At 73.2% G+C, this 18,073-nt stretch carries 20 protein-coding genes and 1 pseudogene; 3 read left to right on the forward strand and 18 right to left on the reverse strand.

The genetic code is table 11. The features are described from left to right. Window positions 1-34: 34 nt before the first annotated feature. The 4 genes from H343_RS0110685 to tsaB are packed head-to-tail and all read right to left on the reverse strand — an operon-like array spanning window position 35 to window position 2,655. Window positions 35-283 carry a hypothetical protein gene (locus tag H343_RS0110685; RefSeq protein WP_028431120.1) on the reverse strand — a complete coding sequence of 83 codons (249 nt, stop codon included), beginning with the start codon at window positions 281-283 and terminating at the stop codon, window positions 35-37. Continuing rightward, window positions 280-1,458 (reverse strand): tRNA (adenosine(37)-N6)-threonylcarbamoyltransferase complex transferase subunit TsaD, encoded by a 1,179-nt coding sequence (tsaD, locus tag H343_RS0110690; protein WP_028431121.1) that lies wholly within the window; start codon window positions 1,456-1,458, stop codon window positions 280-282. The genes H343_RS0110685 and tsaD overlap by 4 nt, the downstream gene beginning before the upstream one ends. Next, the gene (gene rimI / locus H343_RS0110695; RefSeq protein WP_051264994.1) at window positions 1,451-1,945 is read right to left on the reverse strand and encodes a ribosomal protein S18-alanine N-acetyltransferase; all 495 of its coding nucleotides are present in this window, start codon (window positions 1,943-1,945) and stop codon (window positions 1,451-1,453) included. Before rimI ends, tsaD begins: the two co-directional genes overlap by 8 nt. A 44-nt stretch (window positions 1,946-1,989) precedes the next feature. Continuing rightward, on the reverse strand, window positions 1,990-2,655 hold the full coding sequence (gene tsaB / locus H343_RS0110700) for a tRNA (adenosine(37)-N6)-threonylcarbamoyltransferase complex dimerization subunit type 1 TsaB (protein ID WP_028431123.1): 666 nt from the start codon (window positions 2,653-2,655) through the stop codon (window positions 1,990-1,992). A gap of 207 nt (window positions 2,656-2,862) precedes the next feature. Here tsaB and H343_RS0110705 point away from each other — a divergent pair, with 207 nt between their 5' ends. Next, window positions 2,863-3,429: a L,D-transpeptidase gene (locus H343_RS0110705; RefSeq protein ID WP_028431124.1), complete on the forward strand. Its 567-nt coding sequence runs from the start codon at window positions 2,863-2,865 to the stop codon at window positions 3,427-3,429. 81 nt (window positions 3,430-3,510) lie between these two features. Here the strand turns inward: H343_RS0110705 and H343_RS0110710 are convergent, their stop codons facing one another. The 8 genes and pseudogenes from H343_RS0110710 to H343_RS0110745 form a co-directional block, all read right to left on the reverse strand. Next, on the reverse strand, window positions 3,511-3,777 hold the full coding sequence (locus tag H343_RS0110710) for a hypothetical protein (RefSeq protein ID WP_158679546.1): 267 nt from the start codon (window positions 3,775-3,777) through the stop codon (window positions 3,511-3,513). A gap of 182 nt (window positions 3,778-3,959) precedes the next feature. Beyond that, a complete protein-coding gene (gene tsaE, locus H343_RS0110715; RefSeq protein WP_028431126.1) occupies window positions 3,960-4,562 on the reverse strand; it encodes a tRNA (adenosine(37)-N6)-threonylcarbamoyltransferase complex ATPase subunit type 1 TsaE in 603 nt (200 codons plus the stop codon). 43 nt (window positions 4,563-4,605) lie between these two features. Next, window positions 4,606-5,961 carry an alpha/beta hydrolase gene (locus H343_RS0110720; RefSeq protein WP_051264997.1) on the reverse strand — a complete coding sequence of 452 codons (1,356 nt, stop codon included), beginning with the start codon at window positions 5,959-5,961 and terminating at the stop codon, window positions 4,606-4,608. 136 nt (window positions 5,962-6,097) lie between these two features. After that, window positions 6,098-7,240, reverse strand: coding sequence for an alanine racemase (alr, locus tag H343_RS0110725; protein ID WP_028431128.1), 1,143 nt, complete (start codon window positions 7,238-7,240; stop codon window positions 6,098-6,100). Between the two features lie 256 nt (window positions 7,241-7,496). Continuing rightward, entirely contained in the window at window positions 7,497-8,966 is a 1,470-nt protein-coding gene (locus H343_RS0110730; protein ID WP_028431129.1) for a bifunctional ADP-dependent NAD(P)H-hydrate dehydratase/NAD(P)H-hydrate epimerase, read from the reverse strand. Window positions 8,967-9,106: 140 nt separating this feature from the next. After that, the gene (locus H343_RS0110735) at window positions 9,107-9,475 is read right to left on the reverse strand and encodes a holo-ACP synthase (protein WP_028431130.1); all 369 of its coding nucleotides are present in this window, start codon (window positions 9,473-9,475) and stop codon (window positions 9,107-9,109) included. Window positions 9,476-9,531: 56 nt separating this feature from the next. Further along, window positions 9,532-10,284: pseudogene (locus H343_RS30090) on the reverse strand (glutamine--fructose-6-phosphate aminotransferase); the annotation flags it as partial. A 103-nt stretch (window positions 10,285-10,387) separates the two neighbouring features. Further along, window positions 10,388-10,648: a hypothetical protein gene (locus tag H343_RS0110745; RefSeq protein ID WP_037903165.1), complete on the reverse strand. Its 261-nt coding sequence runs from the start codon at window positions 10,646-10,648 to the stop codon at window positions 10,388-10,390. Between the two features lie 159 nt (window positions 10,649-10,807). Here H343_RS0110745 and coaA point away from each other — a divergent pair, with 159 nt between their 5' ends. After that, a complete protein-coding gene (gene coaA, locus H343_RS0110750; protein ID WP_051264943.1) occupies window positions 10,808-11,773 on the forward strand; it encodes a type I pantothenate kinase in 966 nt (321 codons plus the stop codon). A gap of 111 nt (window positions 11,774-11,884) precedes the next feature. Here coaA and glmM read toward each other — a convergent pair whose 3' ends face one another. From glmM to rplM, 3 genes are all read right to left on the reverse strand, one after another. Then, a complete protein-coding gene (gene glmM, locus H343_RS0110755) occupies window positions 11,885-13,243 on the reverse strand; it encodes a phosphoglucosamine mutase (protein WP_028431134.1) in 1,359 nt (452 codons plus the stop codon). A 429-nt stretch (window positions 13,244-13,672) separates the two neighbouring features. Beyond that, window positions 13,673-14,176 carry a 30S ribosomal protein S9 gene (rpsI, locus tag H343_RS0110760; RefSeq protein ID WP_028431135.1) on the reverse strand — a complete coding sequence of 168 codons (504 nt, stop codon included), beginning with the start codon at window positions 14,174-14,176 and terminating at the stop codon, window positions 13,673-13,675. Window positions 14,177-14,218: 42 nt separating this feature from the next. Beyond that, on the reverse strand, window positions 14,219-14,662 hold the full coding sequence (gene rplM / locus H343_RS0110765; protein WP_028431136.1) for a 50S ribosomal protein L13: 444 nt from the start codon (window positions 14,660-14,662) through the stop codon (window positions 14,219-14,221). A gap of 467 nt (window positions 14,663-15,129) precedes the next feature. Here rplM and H343_RS0110770 point away from each other — a divergent pair, with 467 nt between their 5' ends. Next, window positions 15,130-15,981, forward strand: coding sequence for a hypothetical protein (locus H343_RS0110770; protein WP_028431137.1), 852 nt, complete (start codon window positions 15,130-15,132; stop codon window positions 15,979-15,981). 45 nt (window positions 15,982-16,026) lie between these two features. Here H343_RS0110770 and truA read toward each other — a convergent pair whose 3' ends face one another. The 3 genes from truA to H343_RS0110785 all read right to left on the reverse strand — a co-directional run. After that, window positions 16,027-16,902, reverse strand: coding sequence for a tRNA pseudouridine(38-40) synthase TruA (truA, locus tag H343_RS0110775; RefSeq protein WP_028431138.1), 876 nt, complete (start codon window positions 16,900-16,902; stop codon window positions 16,027-16,029). 78 nt (window positions 16,903-16,980) lie between these two features. Next, on the reverse strand, window positions 16,981-17,508 hold the full coding sequence (rplQ, locus tag H343_RS0110780; protein WP_028431139.1) for a 50S ribosomal protein L17: 528 nt from the start codon (window positions 17,506-17,508) through the stop codon (window positions 16,981-16,983). A gap of 154 nt (window positions 17,509-17,662) precedes the next feature. Then, a partial coding sequence (locus H343_RS0110785) for a DNA-directed RNA polymerase subunit alpha C-terminal domain-containing protein (protein ID WP_028431140.1) occupies window positions 17,663-18,073 on the reverse strand: 411 nt, incomplete at its 5' end.

Consider the following 18,073-nt stretch of genomic DNA (forward strand, 5'->3'; position numbering starts at 1 on the left):
CGACCGGGACACGGCTGTTACCGCACCAGTACGCTCAGACCTGCTCGAAGCGCCAGCGGTGCACCGGCCGGGCGGTCAACTCTGCCGGGGGGTCGGGCAGTTCGGGCAGGGTCGCGGAGAACTCCGCGGGCCACCACGTGATCACCAGAACGCGGCCGCCGGGAGCCGAGTACGTCTCGCGGCGCTGCGGGGACCGCTCGAGCCGCTCGGCGCGGGCCCAGGCGAGCAGATCGGCGCCGCGGTCCGGTGCGGCCTTGGCCTCCCACATCAGAGCGACCGTCATGAGTAGAGATTCTTCCGGCTGAGCTCGTGCACGTGGTCGTGGTCCTGCTCGTGGTCATGGTCCTGCTCGTGGTCGTGGCCGTGCGGACTGGCATGCCCGGGGGCGGACCCGTGCGGGTGCCCGGCGGCGCCGCCACCCGGCAGGTGCGGCTCCGTGACCGGGAGCGAGGAGTCCGCGGGCAGGTCCCAGTCGGACGGCGCACGGCGGCGGGCGACCATCTCGGCACCCAGGGCGGCGACCATCGCGCCGTTGTCCGTGCACAGCTTGGGCCGGGGCACCCGAAGGACGATGCCCGCGTCGGCGCAGCGCTCCTCGGCCATCGCGCGCAGCCGGGAGTTGGCGGCGACACCGCCCCCGATCATCAGATGACCGACGCCCTCGTCCTTGCAGGCGCGGACTGCCTTGCGGGTGAGCACGTCGGCGACCGCCTCCTGGAACGAGGCCGACACGTCGCGCACGGGAACCTCCTCCCCGGCGTTGCGCTTGGCCTCGATCCAGCGGGCGACTGCCGTCTTGAGGCCGGAGAAGGAGAAGTCGTACGGGGCGTCGCGCGGTCCCGTCAGCCCGCGGGGGAAGGCGATCGCCCCGGGGTCGCCCTCGCGTGCGTAACGGTCGATGACCGGACCGCCCGGGAACCCGAGGTCGAGCACACGGGCCACCTTGTCGAACGCTTCGCCGGCCGCGTCGTCGATGGTGGAGCCGAGCGGTCGGACGTCCGCCGTGATGTCGGGAGCCAGCAGCAGCGAGGAGTGCCCGCCGGAGACGAGCAGCGCCATGGTCGGCTCGGGCAGGGCACCGTGTTCGAGCTGGTCGACGCAGATGTGGGAGGCGAGGTGGTTGACGCCGTACAGGGGCTTGCCCAGGGCGTACGCGTACGCCTTGGCGGCGCTGACACCCACGAGGAGGGCGCCCGCCAGTCCCGGCCCGGCCGTCACCGCGACGCCGTCGAGGTCGGCGGCCGAGATCCGCGCCTCACGCAGGGCGCGTTCGATGGTGGGGACCATCGCCTCCAGATGCGCGCGGCTCGCGACCTCGGGGACGACGCCGCCGAAGCGCGCGTGCTCGTCCACGCTGGAGGCGATCGCGTCGGCGAGCAGGGTGTGGCCGCGGACGATGCCGACTCCGGTCTCGTCGCAGGAGGTCTCGATGCCGAGGACGAGGGGTTCGTCAGCCATGGGTCTTCGTTCCTTGGGAGAGGGGCGAGGCGGTGTTGTGAAGTTCCAGACGCATGACCAGCGCGTCCACGTCGCCGGGCTGGTAGTAGCCGCGGCGGAGGCCGATGGAGGTGAATCCGAAGCGCTCGTAGAGCCGTTGGGCGGGGGCGTTGTCCACGCGGACCTCCAGCAGCACCTCGTGGCAGCCGAACTCCTCGGCCGCGCGGAGCAGTTCGGTCAGCAGCCGGCCGCCCAGGCCGGTGCCGCGGTGAGCGGGCAGGACGCCGATGGTCTGGACGTCGCCGGTCCCTCCGGAGGCGGCCAGCCCGCCGTACGCGACGAGGGCCGGACCGGACGGGCCGTGCGTCTCGGCGACGAGGTAGCGCCGGGTGGCGTCCGGGCCGCGGGCGTGGGCGAGTTCGGACCAGAAGAGCCCCGCCGACCAGGCGTCCTGCGGGAAGAGCACACGCTCCAGGCCGAGCACGGGTTCGATGTCCCACCACCGCATCTCGCGCAGCACGATGTCCGGGACTCCACGGGCATCCGCTGCGGTCACTTGGGCGTGACCACCTTGTAGTTGGCGGGCACACGGGCGTCGGGGCGGCGCAGGTACAGGGGCCGGGGCGGTACGAACTCCTCGCCCTTGGCGAGCTTCTCCGCGGCAAGGCAGGCGAGCGCGGCGGCCGACTGGTCCAGGGGCAGGTCCTCGCGCAGCCCACTGAAGGTGTCCGCGTACAGCCGTGCCCCGGCACCGACCGCGGCCATGGAGACGACCTCTTCGGGGAGTTCACCCGGACGGTCGACGGCGGGATCGCCGACGCGCGTACGGGCGTCGGCGTACCGCGCCCAGTAGACCTCCTTGCGCCGGGCGTCCGTCGCCACGACGAAGGGCACGTCGAGCCCGGAGGCGTAGGCGATGCCGTCGAGCGTGCACAGGCCCAGCACGGGGATGGTCAGCGCGGCGCCGAACGCCTCGGCGGTGGAGAGCCCCACCCGCAGCCCGGTGTAGGGGCCGGGGCCCACACCGACGACGAGGCGGTCCACGTCCCGCAGCGAGCAGCTCGCGTCGCGCAGCACACGGTCGACCGACGGCAGCAGCAGTTCACCGTGGCGCCGGGCGTCGGTGTGGTCGGCGGCGGCCATCAGGCGGTCGCCGTCGGTGTCGTACAGCGCGACGGTGATCGCGGGCGTGGCGGTGTCAAGAGCGAGCAGCAGCACGGGAGCCAGCCTACGGCCGTCCGGGACCCGCTTGCGGCGGGGTCCCGTACAGGACGCTTTCGGGTGACTTGGGGCGGCGGCGGTCCGCAGGAGCCGGGCGGCCTCCAGAGGCGGCCGGGCGCTGCGTCGAGGCCCCGCCGGGCGACTGCTACGGTCGTGCGCATCGCAGGCGGACGCACAGGCGTACACGGAGAAGGGCGGCTCACGGTGGCACGTGGCAGCGGCGCGGGAGCGGTCGTGACCGGTCTGACGGCGACGGCCCTGGCCGTCATCGGGTTCTTCGCCTACCAGGCGAACGCCGCGCAGGAACGCCTCGAAGCGAGGTCCCCCGACTCCTCCCGAGCGCCGTCGGAGGATGCCGCGGAGCGCAAGGAGAAGGAGCGGAAGAAGGAGGTCACTCTTCCCGCCTTCTCCGGCACGGGCGAACGCGTGGTGTACGACCTGGACCGCGACCGGGTCTGGCTGATGGGGGCGGACGACGAGGTCGAGCGGACCTTCCGGGTCAACCCGAGCTCGGTCGACCCGAAGCCCGGCACATACAAGGTCGAGTCCCGCGCGCCGCACGTTACGGGCTCGGACGGAGTGCCCGTCGAGAACGTGGTGCGCTTCGCGACGAGCCAGGGCACGACCATAGGGTTCAGCGCCGCGCTCGACGGGTCGCTGCCCAAGGCGGAACCGGGCCGGAAGACCGGCGGCATCCGGGAGCGCCGGGAGGACGGCGAGGCGATGTGGCTGTTCGCCACGATCGGCACCAAGGTCGTGGTCGTCCGCTGACGCCGTGACCGGGAAGGCGACCGGGAAGGTCCGCCGGGTGACCCGCGGGCACCGGGCAGCGGCGCAGACCGGGCAGCGGCCTCAGGCCGCGTCCTGCTCGGGCTGCCGCGCGGGGGCTCCCGCCGCGTTCCCCTCCGCACCGCCGGCGCCTGCCTCCTCCGAACCACCGGCGTCGACGGCGGTCGCCGCGGACGTGGCGTGCGTGTCCGCGGGGCCGTGACCGTGGGACGGCGGCTTCGAGACCGCGTCAGCCGCTGCGCGGGACGCCAGCAGCGCGCTCATCGACACCCCTGGAGCCGACGGAGCGGGCGGTGTCCCGCCGTCCTGCTCTCGGTCTTCGGCCGACATGGTGCCTCCCGGGGTTCCTGGGGCGGCGGGTCAGCCAGGTGAGGCAGACCTGACCCCCGCTCTTGTGCCTCATCTGACCACGGCCGCCGTCCCGGGCGCAACATCTTGCCGACAGCCTGTCGGAACGCGGGGACGCGGCCGTCACGGCCCTGAGACACCGGTCCGCGGCGGGCGGCCCCGCCTCAGCCGAGGGCGGAGAGATCCACCCCGAGCCACCGGCCCCCGACCCCGGTGACCGTCACCGTCCGTACGTCGTCCGGCCCGCCGGTCTCCCCTCCCCCGGTCTCTCCTTCGCCGGCCTCTCCTCCGCCGGTCCCGGCCGCCGTGGCCCCGGGCAGTTCCCCGCCCGCGGCCCGCTCGATCACGACGTGGAGCCGGTCCTCGGACAGCTCCTCGACTCTCCCCTCACCCCACTCGACGACCACGACCGACTCGGGCAGCGACACGTCCAGGTCGAGGTCGTCCATCCCCTCCAGCCCTCCGCCGCCCAGCCGGTAGGCGTCGACGTGCACCAGCGCGGGCCCCTCTCCCAGCGGGGGGTGGACGCGCGCGATGACGAAGGTGGGCGAGGTGACCTGGCCGCGAACGCCGAGCCCTTCGCCGAGGCCGCGGGCCAGCGTGGTCTTGCCCGCGCCCAGCTCCCCGGTGAGCAGGACGAGATCGCCGGGGCGCAGCAGCGCGGCGATGCGCCGGCCCGTCTCCCGCATCAGTTCGGGGGTGGGAATCCCGGCGGTGTGCTGGACGGCGGGCCGCGCCGCGGCCGCCGGTGGCTGTGGTGCTTCCATGCGTCCGGATGGTACGCGCGCGTCGGGGGGCGCGCGCGAGCGCTCAGCGGCTCCGGGCCTCCCGGCCTGCGGCGGCCACGGCACGGGTGATCAGCTGCGCCAGTGCCTCGTTGACCGTGTGCGGGCGCTCCAGCATCAGCAGGTGCCCGGTCTCCTCCAGGATCCGCAGCCGTGCGGCGGGCAGCGCGTTCGCGATGGCCTCGTTGTGCGCGTACGGAGTGAGCAGGTCCCGCTCCCCCGCCAGTACGAGCGAGGGGCGCGAGGTGAACGCCGAGAGCGCCTCCGTCTTCTCGTGCGCCTCGAAGGCCGGGTAGAACTCGGCGACCACATCGATCGGCACCGATTCGATCAGCCGTTCCGCGAAGCGTGCGACCCCGGGGTCGACATCGTGCCCACTGCCGAAGGAGTAGCGCTTGATGAGCCCGGCGAAGAGGTCGGCCGCGGCGCGGCGTCCCCGCTCGACCAGCGCCGTCTGCGTGACCAGTGCCTTGAGCACACCGGGCACCGCCCGCCGTACCGCCTTCACGCCCAGGGACGGGAGCGGCAGCCCGTACGACAGTTCGCTGAGCCCGCCCGCGCTGGTGGCCATGAAGGCGACCCCGGCGACGCGCTCCGAGACGAAGTCCGGGTACTGGTCGGCGAGCGTCATCAGGGTCATGCCGCCCATCGAGTGCCCGACGAGCACGATGGGCCCCTCGGGCACTGCGGCGTCGAGCACGGCCTTGAGGTCCCGCCCGAGCTGGTCGATGGTGACCGGTTCGCCGACGGGCGCGCGGCCCGAGCGGCCGTGGCTGCGCTGGTCCCAGTAGACGGTGCGTACCGCGCCGCGGAGCGCGGCGCGCTGGAAGTGCCAGACGTCCTGGCTGAGGCAGTAGCCGTGGGTGAAGACGACGGTGGGCGGGAGCGTGTGCGCCGTCGGCCGCTTCCCCGCGGACCCGGAACGGGACCTCCGGCCGGACGGGCCCGCCGCCGCGCCCCCGGAAGCCGGGCGCCGTCTGAGCAGCCGCAGCAGCCGGTTGCGCTGGGGCGTCGACTCGTGGACGCCGCCGGTCTCGATGCGTACGGGCTCGACGGTCGGGCCTCCCACGCCGTCCCCGGCGGCAGCCGCAGCCGCGCTGCGGGCGCCGGAGCGGGAGGTGCCGGCAGAGGCGTCGTCGAGGTCCGCGACCTCCTCGGTCTCGAAGTACAGCTCCGTGCCGTCCTCGGCCCGGGCCGATCCGGGCCGGCCGCGCAGCGAGCCGTACGGGCCCGCCGCGTCGAGCGCGAGCCGTGCCTTGCGCCGTACCGTGCGGTTGACGGTCAGCCGCTCGACGGCGACGCCCGCCGCCACCAGCCCCAGGGTCGCTCCCGCCAGTCCCGCGCGGCGGCCCCAGGGCCCCGCGCCGCCGGTGACGGCCATGGCTGTGGCTGTGTTCACAGCGTTCACGGCGTTCACGGCGGCCGCGGAAGCGCTGCCCCCGGCCGAGCCGACGGCAGCGACTGTCCTGGTCGCGGCCCTCGCGATCGCCTCCGCCTCCGCCTCCGCGCTCATGTGCTCAACCCCCCGTACTCGACCGTGCGTTCGTATAGACACGTGATACCCGGGAGCTGATCCTCGTAACGATCTCGTACGAGATGGTGCCCGCCGCACGGGCCCAGTCCTCCGCCGTGGGCTCCCCCCGGTCACCCGGTCCGAACAGCACCACCTCGTCCCCCGCCGCCGCCCGGTCGCCGCCGAGGTCGATCACGAACTGGTCCATGGCTACCCGCCCGGCGACCGTCCGCCACTTCCCCGCCGCCAGCACCGGCCCCGTACCCGACGCGTGGCGCGGGACCCCGTCGGCGTAGCCGAGCGGGACGAGGCCGAGGGTGGTCGCGCCCGGAGTGCGGTAGGTGTGCCCGTAGCTGACGCCGTGCCCGGCGGGCGCCTCCTTGACCAGGGCGAGCGAGGCGGTCAGCGTCATCGCGGGGCGAAGGCCCAGCTCGGCGGCGACGCCGACCTCCGGGGACGGGGAGAGACCGTAGACGGAGACACCCGGCCGTACGAGATCGAAGTGCGACTCGGGAAGCGTCAGCGTCGCCGGCGAGTTGGCGTGGTGCCGTACCTCCGGGTCGAGGCCCGCGCGTTCGGCGACGGCGAGCACGTCGCGGAACGCTTCGAGCTGCGGGGCGATGGAGGGGTGACCCGGCTCGTCGGCGCACGCGAAGTGCGACCAGACGCCGGTGACCTTGACCGCGCCCTCCGCCTCGGCGGCGCGGGCGGCGGCGACCAGCTCCGGCCAGTCCGGCAGGCCGCAGCCGCCGCGCCCCAGGCCGGTGTCGGCCTTGAGCTGGACCCGGGCCGTGCGTCCGCTCCTGCGGGCCGCCTCGACGATCTCCTCCAGCGCCCACAGTCCGCTCGCCGAGACGTCGATGCCGGCTTCGACGGCCTCCTGCCACGGGCCGCCCGGTGTCCACAGCCAGCACATCAGCCGGCCGCGGTCGCCCGCCGCTCGCAGCGCGAGAGCCTCCTGGGGTGTGGCAGTGCCCAGCCAGGAGGCGCCCGCCTCCCGGGCCGCGCGGGCGCACTGCACGGCCCCGTGCCCGTAGCCGTCCGCCTTCACCACCGCCATCAGCTCCGCGCGGGGGGCGCGGGCGCGCAGCGTACGGACGTTGGCGCGCACCGCGTCGAGATCGACCTCGGCACGCGCACGGCGCACGCCCCCCTCCGGACCGGTGACGGAGGGGGAGCCGGAGCCGGAGGCGCAGGAGGAGGGGCCCGGACGGGACTGATCGTTCACGCCGCCAGTCTCTCAGGTGACCGCTGCCACACCCGTCGTGCACCTCGCGAAAACCGTTTGCGCAGGCCGGGAGAATGCCGGACATGGCCTGGGACATCTGCCCCACAAGGGTCGGCCGCTTCGGCCGGCCCCCCGGTCGGCCCGCTCGGCAGGCCCGCTCGGCAGGCCCACCCCGTCAGTCCCGCAGCAGGTCCCGCCAGGCGGTGCTCAGCGCCTCCGCCACGTCCGAGGCACCGGCCGGGCGCGGCGCGAACCGTCCCGCCAGACCGTGCAGATACGCCCCGGCCGACGCCGCGTCCCGCCCGTCGAGCCCCCCGGCCAGCAGCGAGCCGATCAGTCCGGACAGCACGTCGCCGGTCCCGGCGGTGGCCAGCCATCCGGTCCCCGTGGGATTGACCCGCACCGGGCCGCCGTCCGCACCGCCGTCCGCGACGAGTGTCGTGGACCCCTTCAGCAGCACCGTCGCTCCCGTACGCTCCGCCAGCTCCCGTACGGCCGCCAGCCGCCGGGCCTCGACCTCCGCCCGCTCCCAGCCGAGCAGCGCTGCCGCCTCACCGGCGTGCGGGGTCAGCACGGTGGGTGCCGTACGTGCGCGCAGGGCCGCCTCGTCCGTCAGCCGCAGACCGTCCGCGTCGATGAGGACGGGCACCCGCGCCGCCAGCACGTCACGGAGCCGCTCCCTGTCGTCCCCCAGGCCCGAGCCGACGGCCCACGCCTGCACACGGCCGGCCTTGCTCGGCGGTCCCGACGAGACGAGCGCCTCAGGATGGCGTGCGATCACGGCGTCCGCCGCCGGGCCCACGTACCGCACGGCGCCCGCGCCCCCGCGCAGTGCCCCGGAGACCGCGAGCACGGCCGCCCCCGGGTAGCGGGCGGAACCGGCGACGACCCCGACGACACCTCGCCGGTACTTGTCGCTCTCCACGCCGGGACGCGGCAGCATCGCCGCCACATCGGCGTGCTGGAGAGCCTCCACGGCGGGCGCGCCGTCCCCGAGGTGGGGTTCGAGCCCGATGTCGACCAGCCGCAGCGCCCCCGCGTGCTCACGCGCCGGATCGAGCAGCAGACCCGGCTTGTACGCGCCGAACGTCACCGTCGCGTCCGCGCGTACCGCAACCCCGGTCACTTCGCCTGTGCCCGCGTCCACCCCGCTGGGCAGGTCCACGCTGACGACCGGCGAACGCACGGCGTCCACCAACTCCACGGCCTGCGGGCGCAGCCCGCCCTTCCCGCCGATGCCGACGATGCCGTCCACCACGAGATCCGCGCGGGCGATGACCGGCTGCACCGGCACGGCGGCGCCCCCTGCCCCCGAGACGACCGCACCCGGTGCCACCAGGACCCTCCCGCCCGCCGAGCGCAGCGCGGCCAGTCCGCCCTCGTGCACCCGCTCCGGCGAGAGCAGGACCGCGCTCACACCCGCTCCGCGCCGCGCGAGCCGCGCCCCCGCGAACAGCGCGTCGCCGCCGTTGTCGCCGCTGCCGACGAGCAGGACGACGCGGGCGCCGTACGTCCGTCCGAGCACGCCGGCACACGCGGCGGCCAGCCCGGCGGCCGCGCGCTGCATCAACACTCCGTCGGGCAGCCGGCCCATCAGCTCCCGCTCGGCGGCCCGTACGGTCTCCACGCTGTACGCAGTCCTCATTCCCCCAGTCTGACGGTGTCCCATCGGGGCGGACCACACGAGCGGGCGGTACGGGACCGGGGGTGGGGACGGGAGACCGCGGGCGGGAGCTTCGCGAGCCCCTGAAGCGGTCACCGCTCCATCGGCCCGCCCCGTGGGACTCAGCCCTCCGCGATCACCACCGCGGAGGCGACCCCCGCGTCGTGCGACAGCGACAGGTGCCACCCCCGCACCCCCAGCGACTCGGCCCGTGCCGCCACCGTCCCGCGTACCAGCAGCGACGGCTGCCCGGAGTCCGCGGTGACGACCTCCGCGTCGGTCCAGCTCAGCCCGCCCGGTGCGCCCAGCGCCTTAGCCAGCGCCTCCTTCGCCGCGAACCGCGCCGCCAGGGAGGCCACGCCCCGGCGTTCGCCGCCGGGCAGATACAACTCGGCGTCCACGAAGAGCCGTTCGGCCAGCGTCGGCGTCCTGCGCAGCGCCTCGTCGAACCGGTCGATCTCGGCGACGTCGATTCCGACCCCCACGATCACCGGGCACCGCCGCCCGTGCCCTCGGCACCGGCGGGCGCCGGCGCGTCCGCCCGGGCTCCGCCGTCCGCGCTCACGTCCACGCCCTGGCCCGGGTCGTAGGTACGCAGGTCCCCCGGCACACCGTCGAGGTCGGTCACCCACACACCGCCGTCCCGGTGCAGCGTGACCACCTGGTCCGGACCCAGCGCCCCCGTCTCCCGGATGTGCGGTACGAGCGCGGCGGCGTCCGAGGCCAGCAGCCCCTCCCCGTCCCCCGTCCCGACGAGAAGCGGCAGCCCGCGGCACGCCCCCACGACCACGTCCGGTTCGTCGGCGTGCACGGCGACCAGCGCGAAGTCGCCGGTGAGCCGGCGGCACACCTGCCGCATCGCCTCGCTCAGGTCGCCGCAGGAGGAGAAGTGCTCGGCGAGCAGGTGGGCGGCGGCCTCGGTGTCCGTTTCTGACGCCAACTCGTGGCCCCGGCGGGCCAGTTCTGCGCGAAGTTCGGCGAAGTTGCCGATCTCGCCGTTCTGCACGACGGCGACCCGCCCCGAGTTGTCCAGCAGCGGATGCGCGTTCGCGTCGGTGGGCGGGCCGTGCGTGGCCCACCTCAGATGGCCGATTCCCGTCGTTCCCGCGGGGAGCGGACGCCTCGTCAGTTCCCGCTGCACGTCGGTGAACGTCCCCGCCTTCTTCGCCGCGGCCAGCCCGCCGTCCACGAGCACGGCGACCCCGGCGGAGTCATAGCCCAGGTGCTCCATGCGCCGCATCCCGGCAAGCACCTCATCGAGGGCGGAACGCCCTCCCGCGTACGCAACGATTCCGCACATGCGGATCAGCCTAAGCGGCGCCCGTACGCGGCCACCGGCAACGTCGGACCCCGAACCGTGCCGGAGCGGAGACGCTGCCCGGCAGGATGCTGCCGGGCAAGCCTCAGCGACCGCGTGCGATGCGCTCTATCGCGGTCTCCATCAGCTCCAGGTACTCCGCTTCCTCACAGCGCGGCTTGCTGCCCAGCACATACATGTCCAGGGTCTCCGTAAGGTCTTCGGACAGATCCTCGTCCGGCAGGTCGTCGAGGGCCAGATCGCCCGTTATGCGCGCCGCGAAGTCCCGTGACGAGGGGAGTTCGGGCCGGACGGGACGTCTTCGTATGCGGTACTTGAGGCTCATGCGGCCTATGCGGCGGGACATGCCGGGAACGTATCGGCAGCACCCACCCTCCGTACACCGCCCGCACATGCCATTTTCACGCCGACTTCCAGAAAGGTCCGCGAACCGTCACCGGCCCCGCCCACCCCCGCCTCGCCCCGTCCTGCCCCGGCCGCCGCCCTCGCACGCGCCCGGCGCAGAATGGGTCGCGTGCCGACCAAGCCCTACGTCGATCTCTCCCGCGCCGAATGGAGCGCGCTCCGCGAGCGTACGCCCCTGCCGCTGACCGCCGCCGAGGTCGAGGAGCTGCGCGGTCTCGGCGACGTCGTGGACCTGGAAGAGGTACGCGACATCTTCCTCCCGCTCTCCCGGCTGCTGAACCTCTACGTCGGCGCGACGCACGGCCTGCGCAACGCCGTCAACACCTTCCTCGGCGACGCGGGCGGGGACGGCAACGGCACCCAGCACGGCACTCCGTTCGTGATCGGGGTCGCGGGGAGCGTCGCCGTGGGCAAGTCCACCGTCTCCCGGCTGCTGCGGGCTCTGCTGGCGCGCTGGCCGGAGCACCCGCGCGTCGAACTGGTCACCACCGACGGCTTCCTGCTGCCCACGGCGGAACTCCAGGAGCGCGGCCTGATGGCGCGCAAGGGTTTCCCCGAGTCCTACGACCGCCGGGCCCTGACCCGCTTCGTCGCCGACGTCAAGGCGGGCAAGGCCGAGGTGAGCGCCCCCGTCTACTCGCACCTCATCTACGACCGGGTTCCGGGCGAGCGACTGACCGTGCAGCGGCCCGACATCCTCATCGTCGAGGGACTGAACGTCCTGCAGCCCGCGCTGCCCGGCCGGGACGGCCGCACCCGGCTCGCCCTGGCCGACTACTTCGACTTCTCCGTCTACGTCGACGCACGCACCGGCGACATCGAGGAGTGGTACCTGAACCGCTTCCGCGCACTGCGCGAGACGGCCTTCCAGAACCCGCGCTCGTACTTCCACCGCTACACACAGGTGTCCGAGGAGGAAGCGCTCGACTACGCCCGCCGCACCTGGCGCACGATCAACGAGCCCAACCTGCGGCAGAACGTCGCACCGACACGCGGCAGGGCGACACTTCAGCTGCACAAGGGGCCGGACCACAAGGTGCGCCGGCTGTCGCTGCGCAAGCTCTGAGGCGGCGGCGCAGCGGGCCCGGCCCGGCCCTCAGCGCGGGCCGGTACCCCGGCCGGAGCCCTGGCCGGTCCTGACCGGGCGGGCCCGCGGCGGCCGCGGCGGGCCGCGGCGTCAGCCCAGCGCGCTCTTGACCACGTCGGCCAGGCGCCCGGCCACGGACTCGGCCTGCTCGCTGTCAGCGGCCTCCACCATCACCCGTACGAGCGGCTCGGTACCCGAGGAACGCAGCAGCACCCTTCCGGTGGCGCCGAGTTCACGCTCCGCCTCCGTCACGGCGGCGGCCAGTTCGGCCGAGGTCTCCACCCGGCTCTTGTCCACGTCCCGCACATTGACCAGCACCTGCGGCAGCCGCTCCATCACGCTCGCCAGGTCCGCGAGCGACTTGCCCGTCCCGGCGACGCGGGCGGCGAGCATCAGTCCGGTGAGCGTGCCGTCGCCCGTCGTGGCGTGGTCGAGCTCGATCACATGCCCGGACTGCTCACCGCCGAGCGCGTAGCCCCCGCGCTTCATCTCCTCCAGCACGTAACGGTCACCGACGGCGGTCTGCAGCAGCTGGACGCCCTCGCGCTCCATCGCCAGCTTGAACCCGAGGTTCGACATGACGGTGGCCACCACGGTGTCCTTGCGCAGACGGCCCGCGTCCTTCAGCGCCAGCGCCAGTACAGCCAGGATCTGGTCGCCGTCGACGGTCCGGCCCTGTGCGTCCACGGCCAGGCAGCGGTCCGCGTCACCGTCGTGGGCGACGCCGAAGTCCGCCCCGTGCTCCACGACGGCGGCCCGCAGCCCGTCCAGATGCGTGGAGCCGCAGTCGTGGTTGATGTTCAGTCCGTCGGGGTCCGCCCCGATGGTGACGACCTCGGCGCCCGCGCGGGCGAAGGCCTCAGGGGAGACACGCGAGGCGGCGCCGTGCGCGCCGTCGATGACGACCTTCAGGCCGTCCAGCCGGTTGGGCAGCACGCCCACGAGGTGGGCCACGTAGTTGTCGAAGCCCTCGTCGTAGTCGCGTACGCGGCCGACGCCCGCGCCCGTGGGCCGGTCCCACTCCTGACCGGCCCCGTGCTCCCGGTACAGCGACTCGATGCGGTCCTCCAGCTCGTCGGCGAGCTTGTGGCCGCCCTGCGCGAAGAACTTGATGCCGTTGTCGGGCATCGGATTGTGGCTCGCGGAGAGCATCACGCCCAGGTCCGCGCCGAGAGACCCGGTCAGATAGGCGACCGCGGGGGTCGGCAGCACACCCACCCGCAGCACGTCCACCCCGGCGCTGGCGAGGCCCGCCACCACGGCGGCCTCCAGGAACTCCCCGGACGCACGGGGATCCCGCCCGACCACGGCCACCGGCCGATGCCCCTCGAACGAGCCCACCTCAGCGAGCACATGAGCCGCCGAGACCGACAGGCCGAGCGCCAGCTCAGCCGTCAGGCTCTCGTTGGCGACACCGCGCACACCGTCCGTACCGAAGAGTCGTGCCACTTGTGGTTCCTCCGAGTCCGATCGAGTACGAGCACCGGGCCGAGGCGGGATTCCCGGCCACCGGTCCGGATACGAGCTGTATACGAGCCGCATATGGGTCGTGTACGGGCGGAACACCGGCCGGGACCCGGACTGTCGCCCGATCCATCCCTGCAAGGTATCCGCCGTACGCCTGTCTCCGGTGCTCCCGGACACCCGGCGCGCTCCCGCGCCGCACGCGGCACGCCGCCCACCCGCGTGCCCGCCCTTGTCCGCGGAACACCGGGCGGCACCCGCCGCGCAAACCGCGGGCGGCGGCGCGGGAGACCGCCACGCCCTGCCGTCATAGACGAACGCCCCGGGGGCACGGTTTCGTGCTCCCGGGGCGGTGTTCGCATCGCTGCTGTGAGCGAGTGGCGCCGACCGGCCGCAGCCGGCCCGCGCCGTGCCTCAGCGCTTGCTGTACTGCGTGCCCTTGCGGGCCTTCTTCAGACCGGCCTTCTTGCGCTCGACGGCGCGAGCGTCACGGGTCAGGAAGCCGGCCTTCTTCAGCGCGCCGCGGTTGTTGTCCGCGTCCGCCTCGTTCAGCGCACGGGCCACGCCCAGGCGCAGCGCGCCGGCCTGACCCGAGATGCCGCCGCCGTTGATGCGGGCGACGATGTCGTAGCGGTCGTCCAGCTCGAGCACCTTGAAGGGCTCGTTGACTTCCTGCTGGTGCACCTTGTTGGGGAAGTAGCCCTCAAGGGTGCGACCGTTGATCTTCCACTTGCCGCTGCCCGGCACGATGCGGACGCGGGCGACGGCGTTCTTGCGGCGCCCGGTGCCGGCGGCCGGCTGCGGGTCGCCGAAGCGCGAGGCGAGGGACTCGGAGGTGAACTCCTCCGGGGCCTCGGGGGTCTCTGTCGTGTACTCCTCGACACCCTCGACGGGGGTCTCAGCAGTGGTCTCGGCCACGATGCTCCTCAACTTCTCTCTGTATCGGCGGGGTGGCCGGACTTACTGCGCGACCTGGCTGATCTCGAACGGCACGGGCTGCTGGGCAGCGTGCGGGTGCTGGTCACCCGCGTAGACCTTCAGCTTCGAGAGCATCTGACGGCCCAGCGAGTTCTTCGGGAGCATGCCCTTGACGGCCTTCTCGACGGCCTTCTCGGGGTTCTTCTCCAGCAGCTCGTCATAGCGGACCGACCGCAGGCCACCCGGGTAGCCGGAGTGGCGGTAGGCCATCTTCTGGATCCGCTTGTTGCCGGACAGGTGCACCTTGTCGGCGTTGATGATGACGACGAAGTCACCGGTGTCGACGTGAGGCGCGTACACCGGCTTGTGCTTGCCCCGGAGAAGGGTGGCGGCCTGGGTGGCCAGACGGCCCAGGACAACGTCCTGCGCGTCGATGACGTGCCACTGGCGCTGGACGTCGCCGGGCTTGGGGCTGTACGTACGCACGGTCGTAGCCTTCGCTTCTGTGAGTGGGTCTCCGGGCCCGGGAAGGGCTCAGGAGAAAGGTCCTGACAAGGCCACCTGGCAGATCACGACAGCCTTGACCGCACCACGGTGACGCGGGCCGCACGTGCTGATCGCTGGTCATCGACCGGTGGACCGGTGTAAGGCCCTCCCACGTGAGAATGAGCAAGCCAATACACACAACGAACCGGCAGCTTACCGGTGCGCACCCGTACGGGTCAAAGCGGGTCGAGCACACCCCGTGACCATGCGGAAACCCGGTCTCACCTGGAACGCCTCGCCCCTCCGCCTCATCAGCACGAGGGGCCGCTCACCGCCGGAGTCCGGCGGTGAGCCGGCTGAGCGCCCTCCTGCGGCCGGAAGCACCCCGGACAGGCCGCCCCGCGGTGTCCCGTGAGTGCCGATTCCTCAGTGGCACGGCGCCGGAACCAACCGAATAAGATGCGCCCATGAGCTTTGGGCAGGGTGGACCCGAACGGGGTCCAGGAGGATCTTCGACTCCCGACTGGGCAGCACTCGCCGAGCAGACGGAGCGCAAGCGCGCGCGACGGCGCCGCTGGACAATCGTCGGTGTCAGTGCGCTCGCCACCGTGACCGTCGCCGGCATCGTCGCGATCGCGGTCGTCACCGAGGGAGTCGGGGGAGGCAGTGCCTCCGACAAGCCGTCCGAGAACCTCCCCACACCCGAGGACCTGCCCTCGAGCACCGCGGGCCAGCCCGAGCCGACCTTCAAGGACGAGCCTCCGCCACCGCCGCCGCCCCGGGACTTCGTCTCGGACGCCGAGCGCGACAAGGCACCGCTCAGCATCGGCACGCTCTACCCGAACAAGAACGTCACCATCAACGGCCGCCCGTACAAGCGCGCCGCCACCGACACCAGCAAGGGCTGCACCGACGCGGCGCACGCCGGACTCGGCCCCGTCCTCAGCAAGAACGACTGCACCCAGCTCTTCCGAGCGACCTACACGCGCAGCGGTCTGGCCGTCACCATCGGCATCGCCGTGTTCGACGACGCCGGGACGGCGGCCACGGTGAAGAAGCAGTACAAGCCGAACCTCGTCGCACTGCCCGGCAGCGGCGTCCCCGACTTCTGCCGCACCGTCACCTGCCGTACGACGGTCAACTCCTTCGGCCGCTACGCCTACTTCACCATCTCCGGGCGTACCAACGGCGAGCCGTCCACGGCCTCCGACAGCAAGGCGGAGCAGGCCGGCCGCGACGGCTCGAACTACGCCTACGCCCGCATCCTCAAGCGCGGCAAGGACGCGGCGGCCGAGGCAGTGGGCGCCTCCCCGGGATAGGACGCGGACCGGCGGCACGGCCGCACGGACAGCCGGGGCGAGGGCTCAGCAGCAGCCCGCACCGGTGCCGCCGACGGGCAGCGAACGACGGTTCCGCGCGGCCAGGTTGCGCGCCGCCAGCTCCCCGTCGGCCGGGTAACCGACCTCCTCCAGGGTCAGCCCGTGCGGCCGTACGACGTGCACCGCCGAGTCCCGCACCCTCCCGGCCAGCACCTGACCGGGCCACGCGGCGGGGCGGTGCCCGTCACCGACGAACAGCATCGCCCCCACCAGCGCGCGCACCATGTTGTGGCAGAAGGCGTCCGCCTCCACCGTCGCCTCCAGGACGCCGTCCGCACGCCGCTCCCAGCGAAGCTGCCGCAGCGTACGGACCGTCGTCGCGCCCTCGCGCTTCTTGCAGTACGCGGCGAAGTCGTGCTCCCCCAGCAGCGATCCGGCGGCCTCGTTCATGGCGTCGACGTCCAGCGGCCAGTTGTGCCACAGGACGTGCCCGCGCAACAGCGGGTCCACACCGCCGGGATGGTCGCTCACGCGGTACGCGTAGCGCCGCCAGACCGCGGAGAAGCGGGCGTTGAAGTGCTCGGGCGCGGCGCCGAGCCGCCACACACGTACGTCCATCGGCAACCGCCCGGCGAGCCGGCGCAGGAGCTGGTCCCCGTGCTCCTCCCAGACCGGCTCCGGCAGATCCACGTGGGCGACCTGGCCCCGCGCGTGCACACCGGCGTCCGTGCGGCCGGCGACGGTCAGCTCGACCGGCGCGGCCCCCTCCCCGCCGAGCCGCAGCACCACACGCAGAGCGTCCTCCAGCTCCCCCTGCACGGTGCGCCTCGCGCGCTGCCGCGCCCAGCCGGAGAAGTCCCTGCCGTCATAGCTCAGGTCGAGCCGCACCCGTACCTTGCCGGGCCCCACCGCGTCCGTCACGCAGCCGATCCTCTCCATGGATACGAACAGGCCCGCCCCCCGGAGGGAACGGGCCCGCTCATGTGCTCTGTGAGCGCGTCAGGCGTCCTTGGACTCCTCGGCCGCGGGCTTGTCGCCCTCGGCGTCGGCCTTCGCCTCACCGGCCTCCGCGTCCTTCTTCAGGTCCGCGACGGCCTCGTCACCGGCGGCGTCCTTGGCGGTGCGCTTGGTGGCGGCCTCGGCCTCACCGACAGCCTGCTGCTGCACGGTCAGGGCCTCCACCAGCTCGATGACGGCCATGGGCGCATTGTCGCCACGACGGTTACCGATCTTGGTGATGCGGGTGTAGCCGCCCGGCCGGTTCTCGTAGCGCGGGCCGATCTCGGTGAAGAGCGTGTGCACCACGCTCTTGTCCTTGACCGTACGCATGACCTGACGGCGGTTGTGAAGGTCGCCGTTCTTCGCCTTGGTGATCAGCCGCTCCGCCACGGGACGCAGGCGGCGGGCCCGCGTCTCGGTGGTGGTGATGCGCCCGTACTCGAAGAGGTCCGTGGCGAGGTTCGCCAGCATGGCCTTCTGGTGCGAGGCGCTGCCGCCCATACGGGCGCCCTTGGTGGGCTTCGGCATCGTGCTTCTCCTTCGTTGTCCCTGCACCGGCCGTGTCAGGTACCGGTGGCAGCTCCGGCCGTATCAGGTACCGGAAGGGTGTCCCGGCCGGGCGGATCGCCGGACGGGGACCGGGGCGTGGGGCCGGCCGCGGCCGGTCGCACGCCCCGTCGGATCAGTACTGCTCGGTCTCCACGAACCCGGCGTCGGTGTCGTCGTCCGCGCCGAAGGCGTCGGCGGCGGCCGTCGGGTCGAATCCGGGCGGGCTGTCCTTCAGGGCCAGGCCCATGCCGGCCAGCTTCGCCTTGACCTCGTCGATCGATTTGGCGCCGAAGTTGCGGATGTCGAGCAGGTCCGCCTCGGAACGCGCGACGAGTTCACCCACGGAGTGGATGCCCTCGCGCTTGAGGCAGTTGTACGAGCGGACGGTGAGCTCGAGCTCCTCGATCGGCAGCGCCAGATCGGCGGCGAGCGCGGCGTCCGTCGGGGACGGGCCCATGTCGATGCCCTCGGCGTCGACGTTCAGCTCGCGGGCGAGACCGAAGAGCTCGACCAGGGTCTTGCCCGCCGAGGCCATCGCGTCGCG

This window comes from Streptomyces sp. TAA204, from assembly GCF_000424965.1.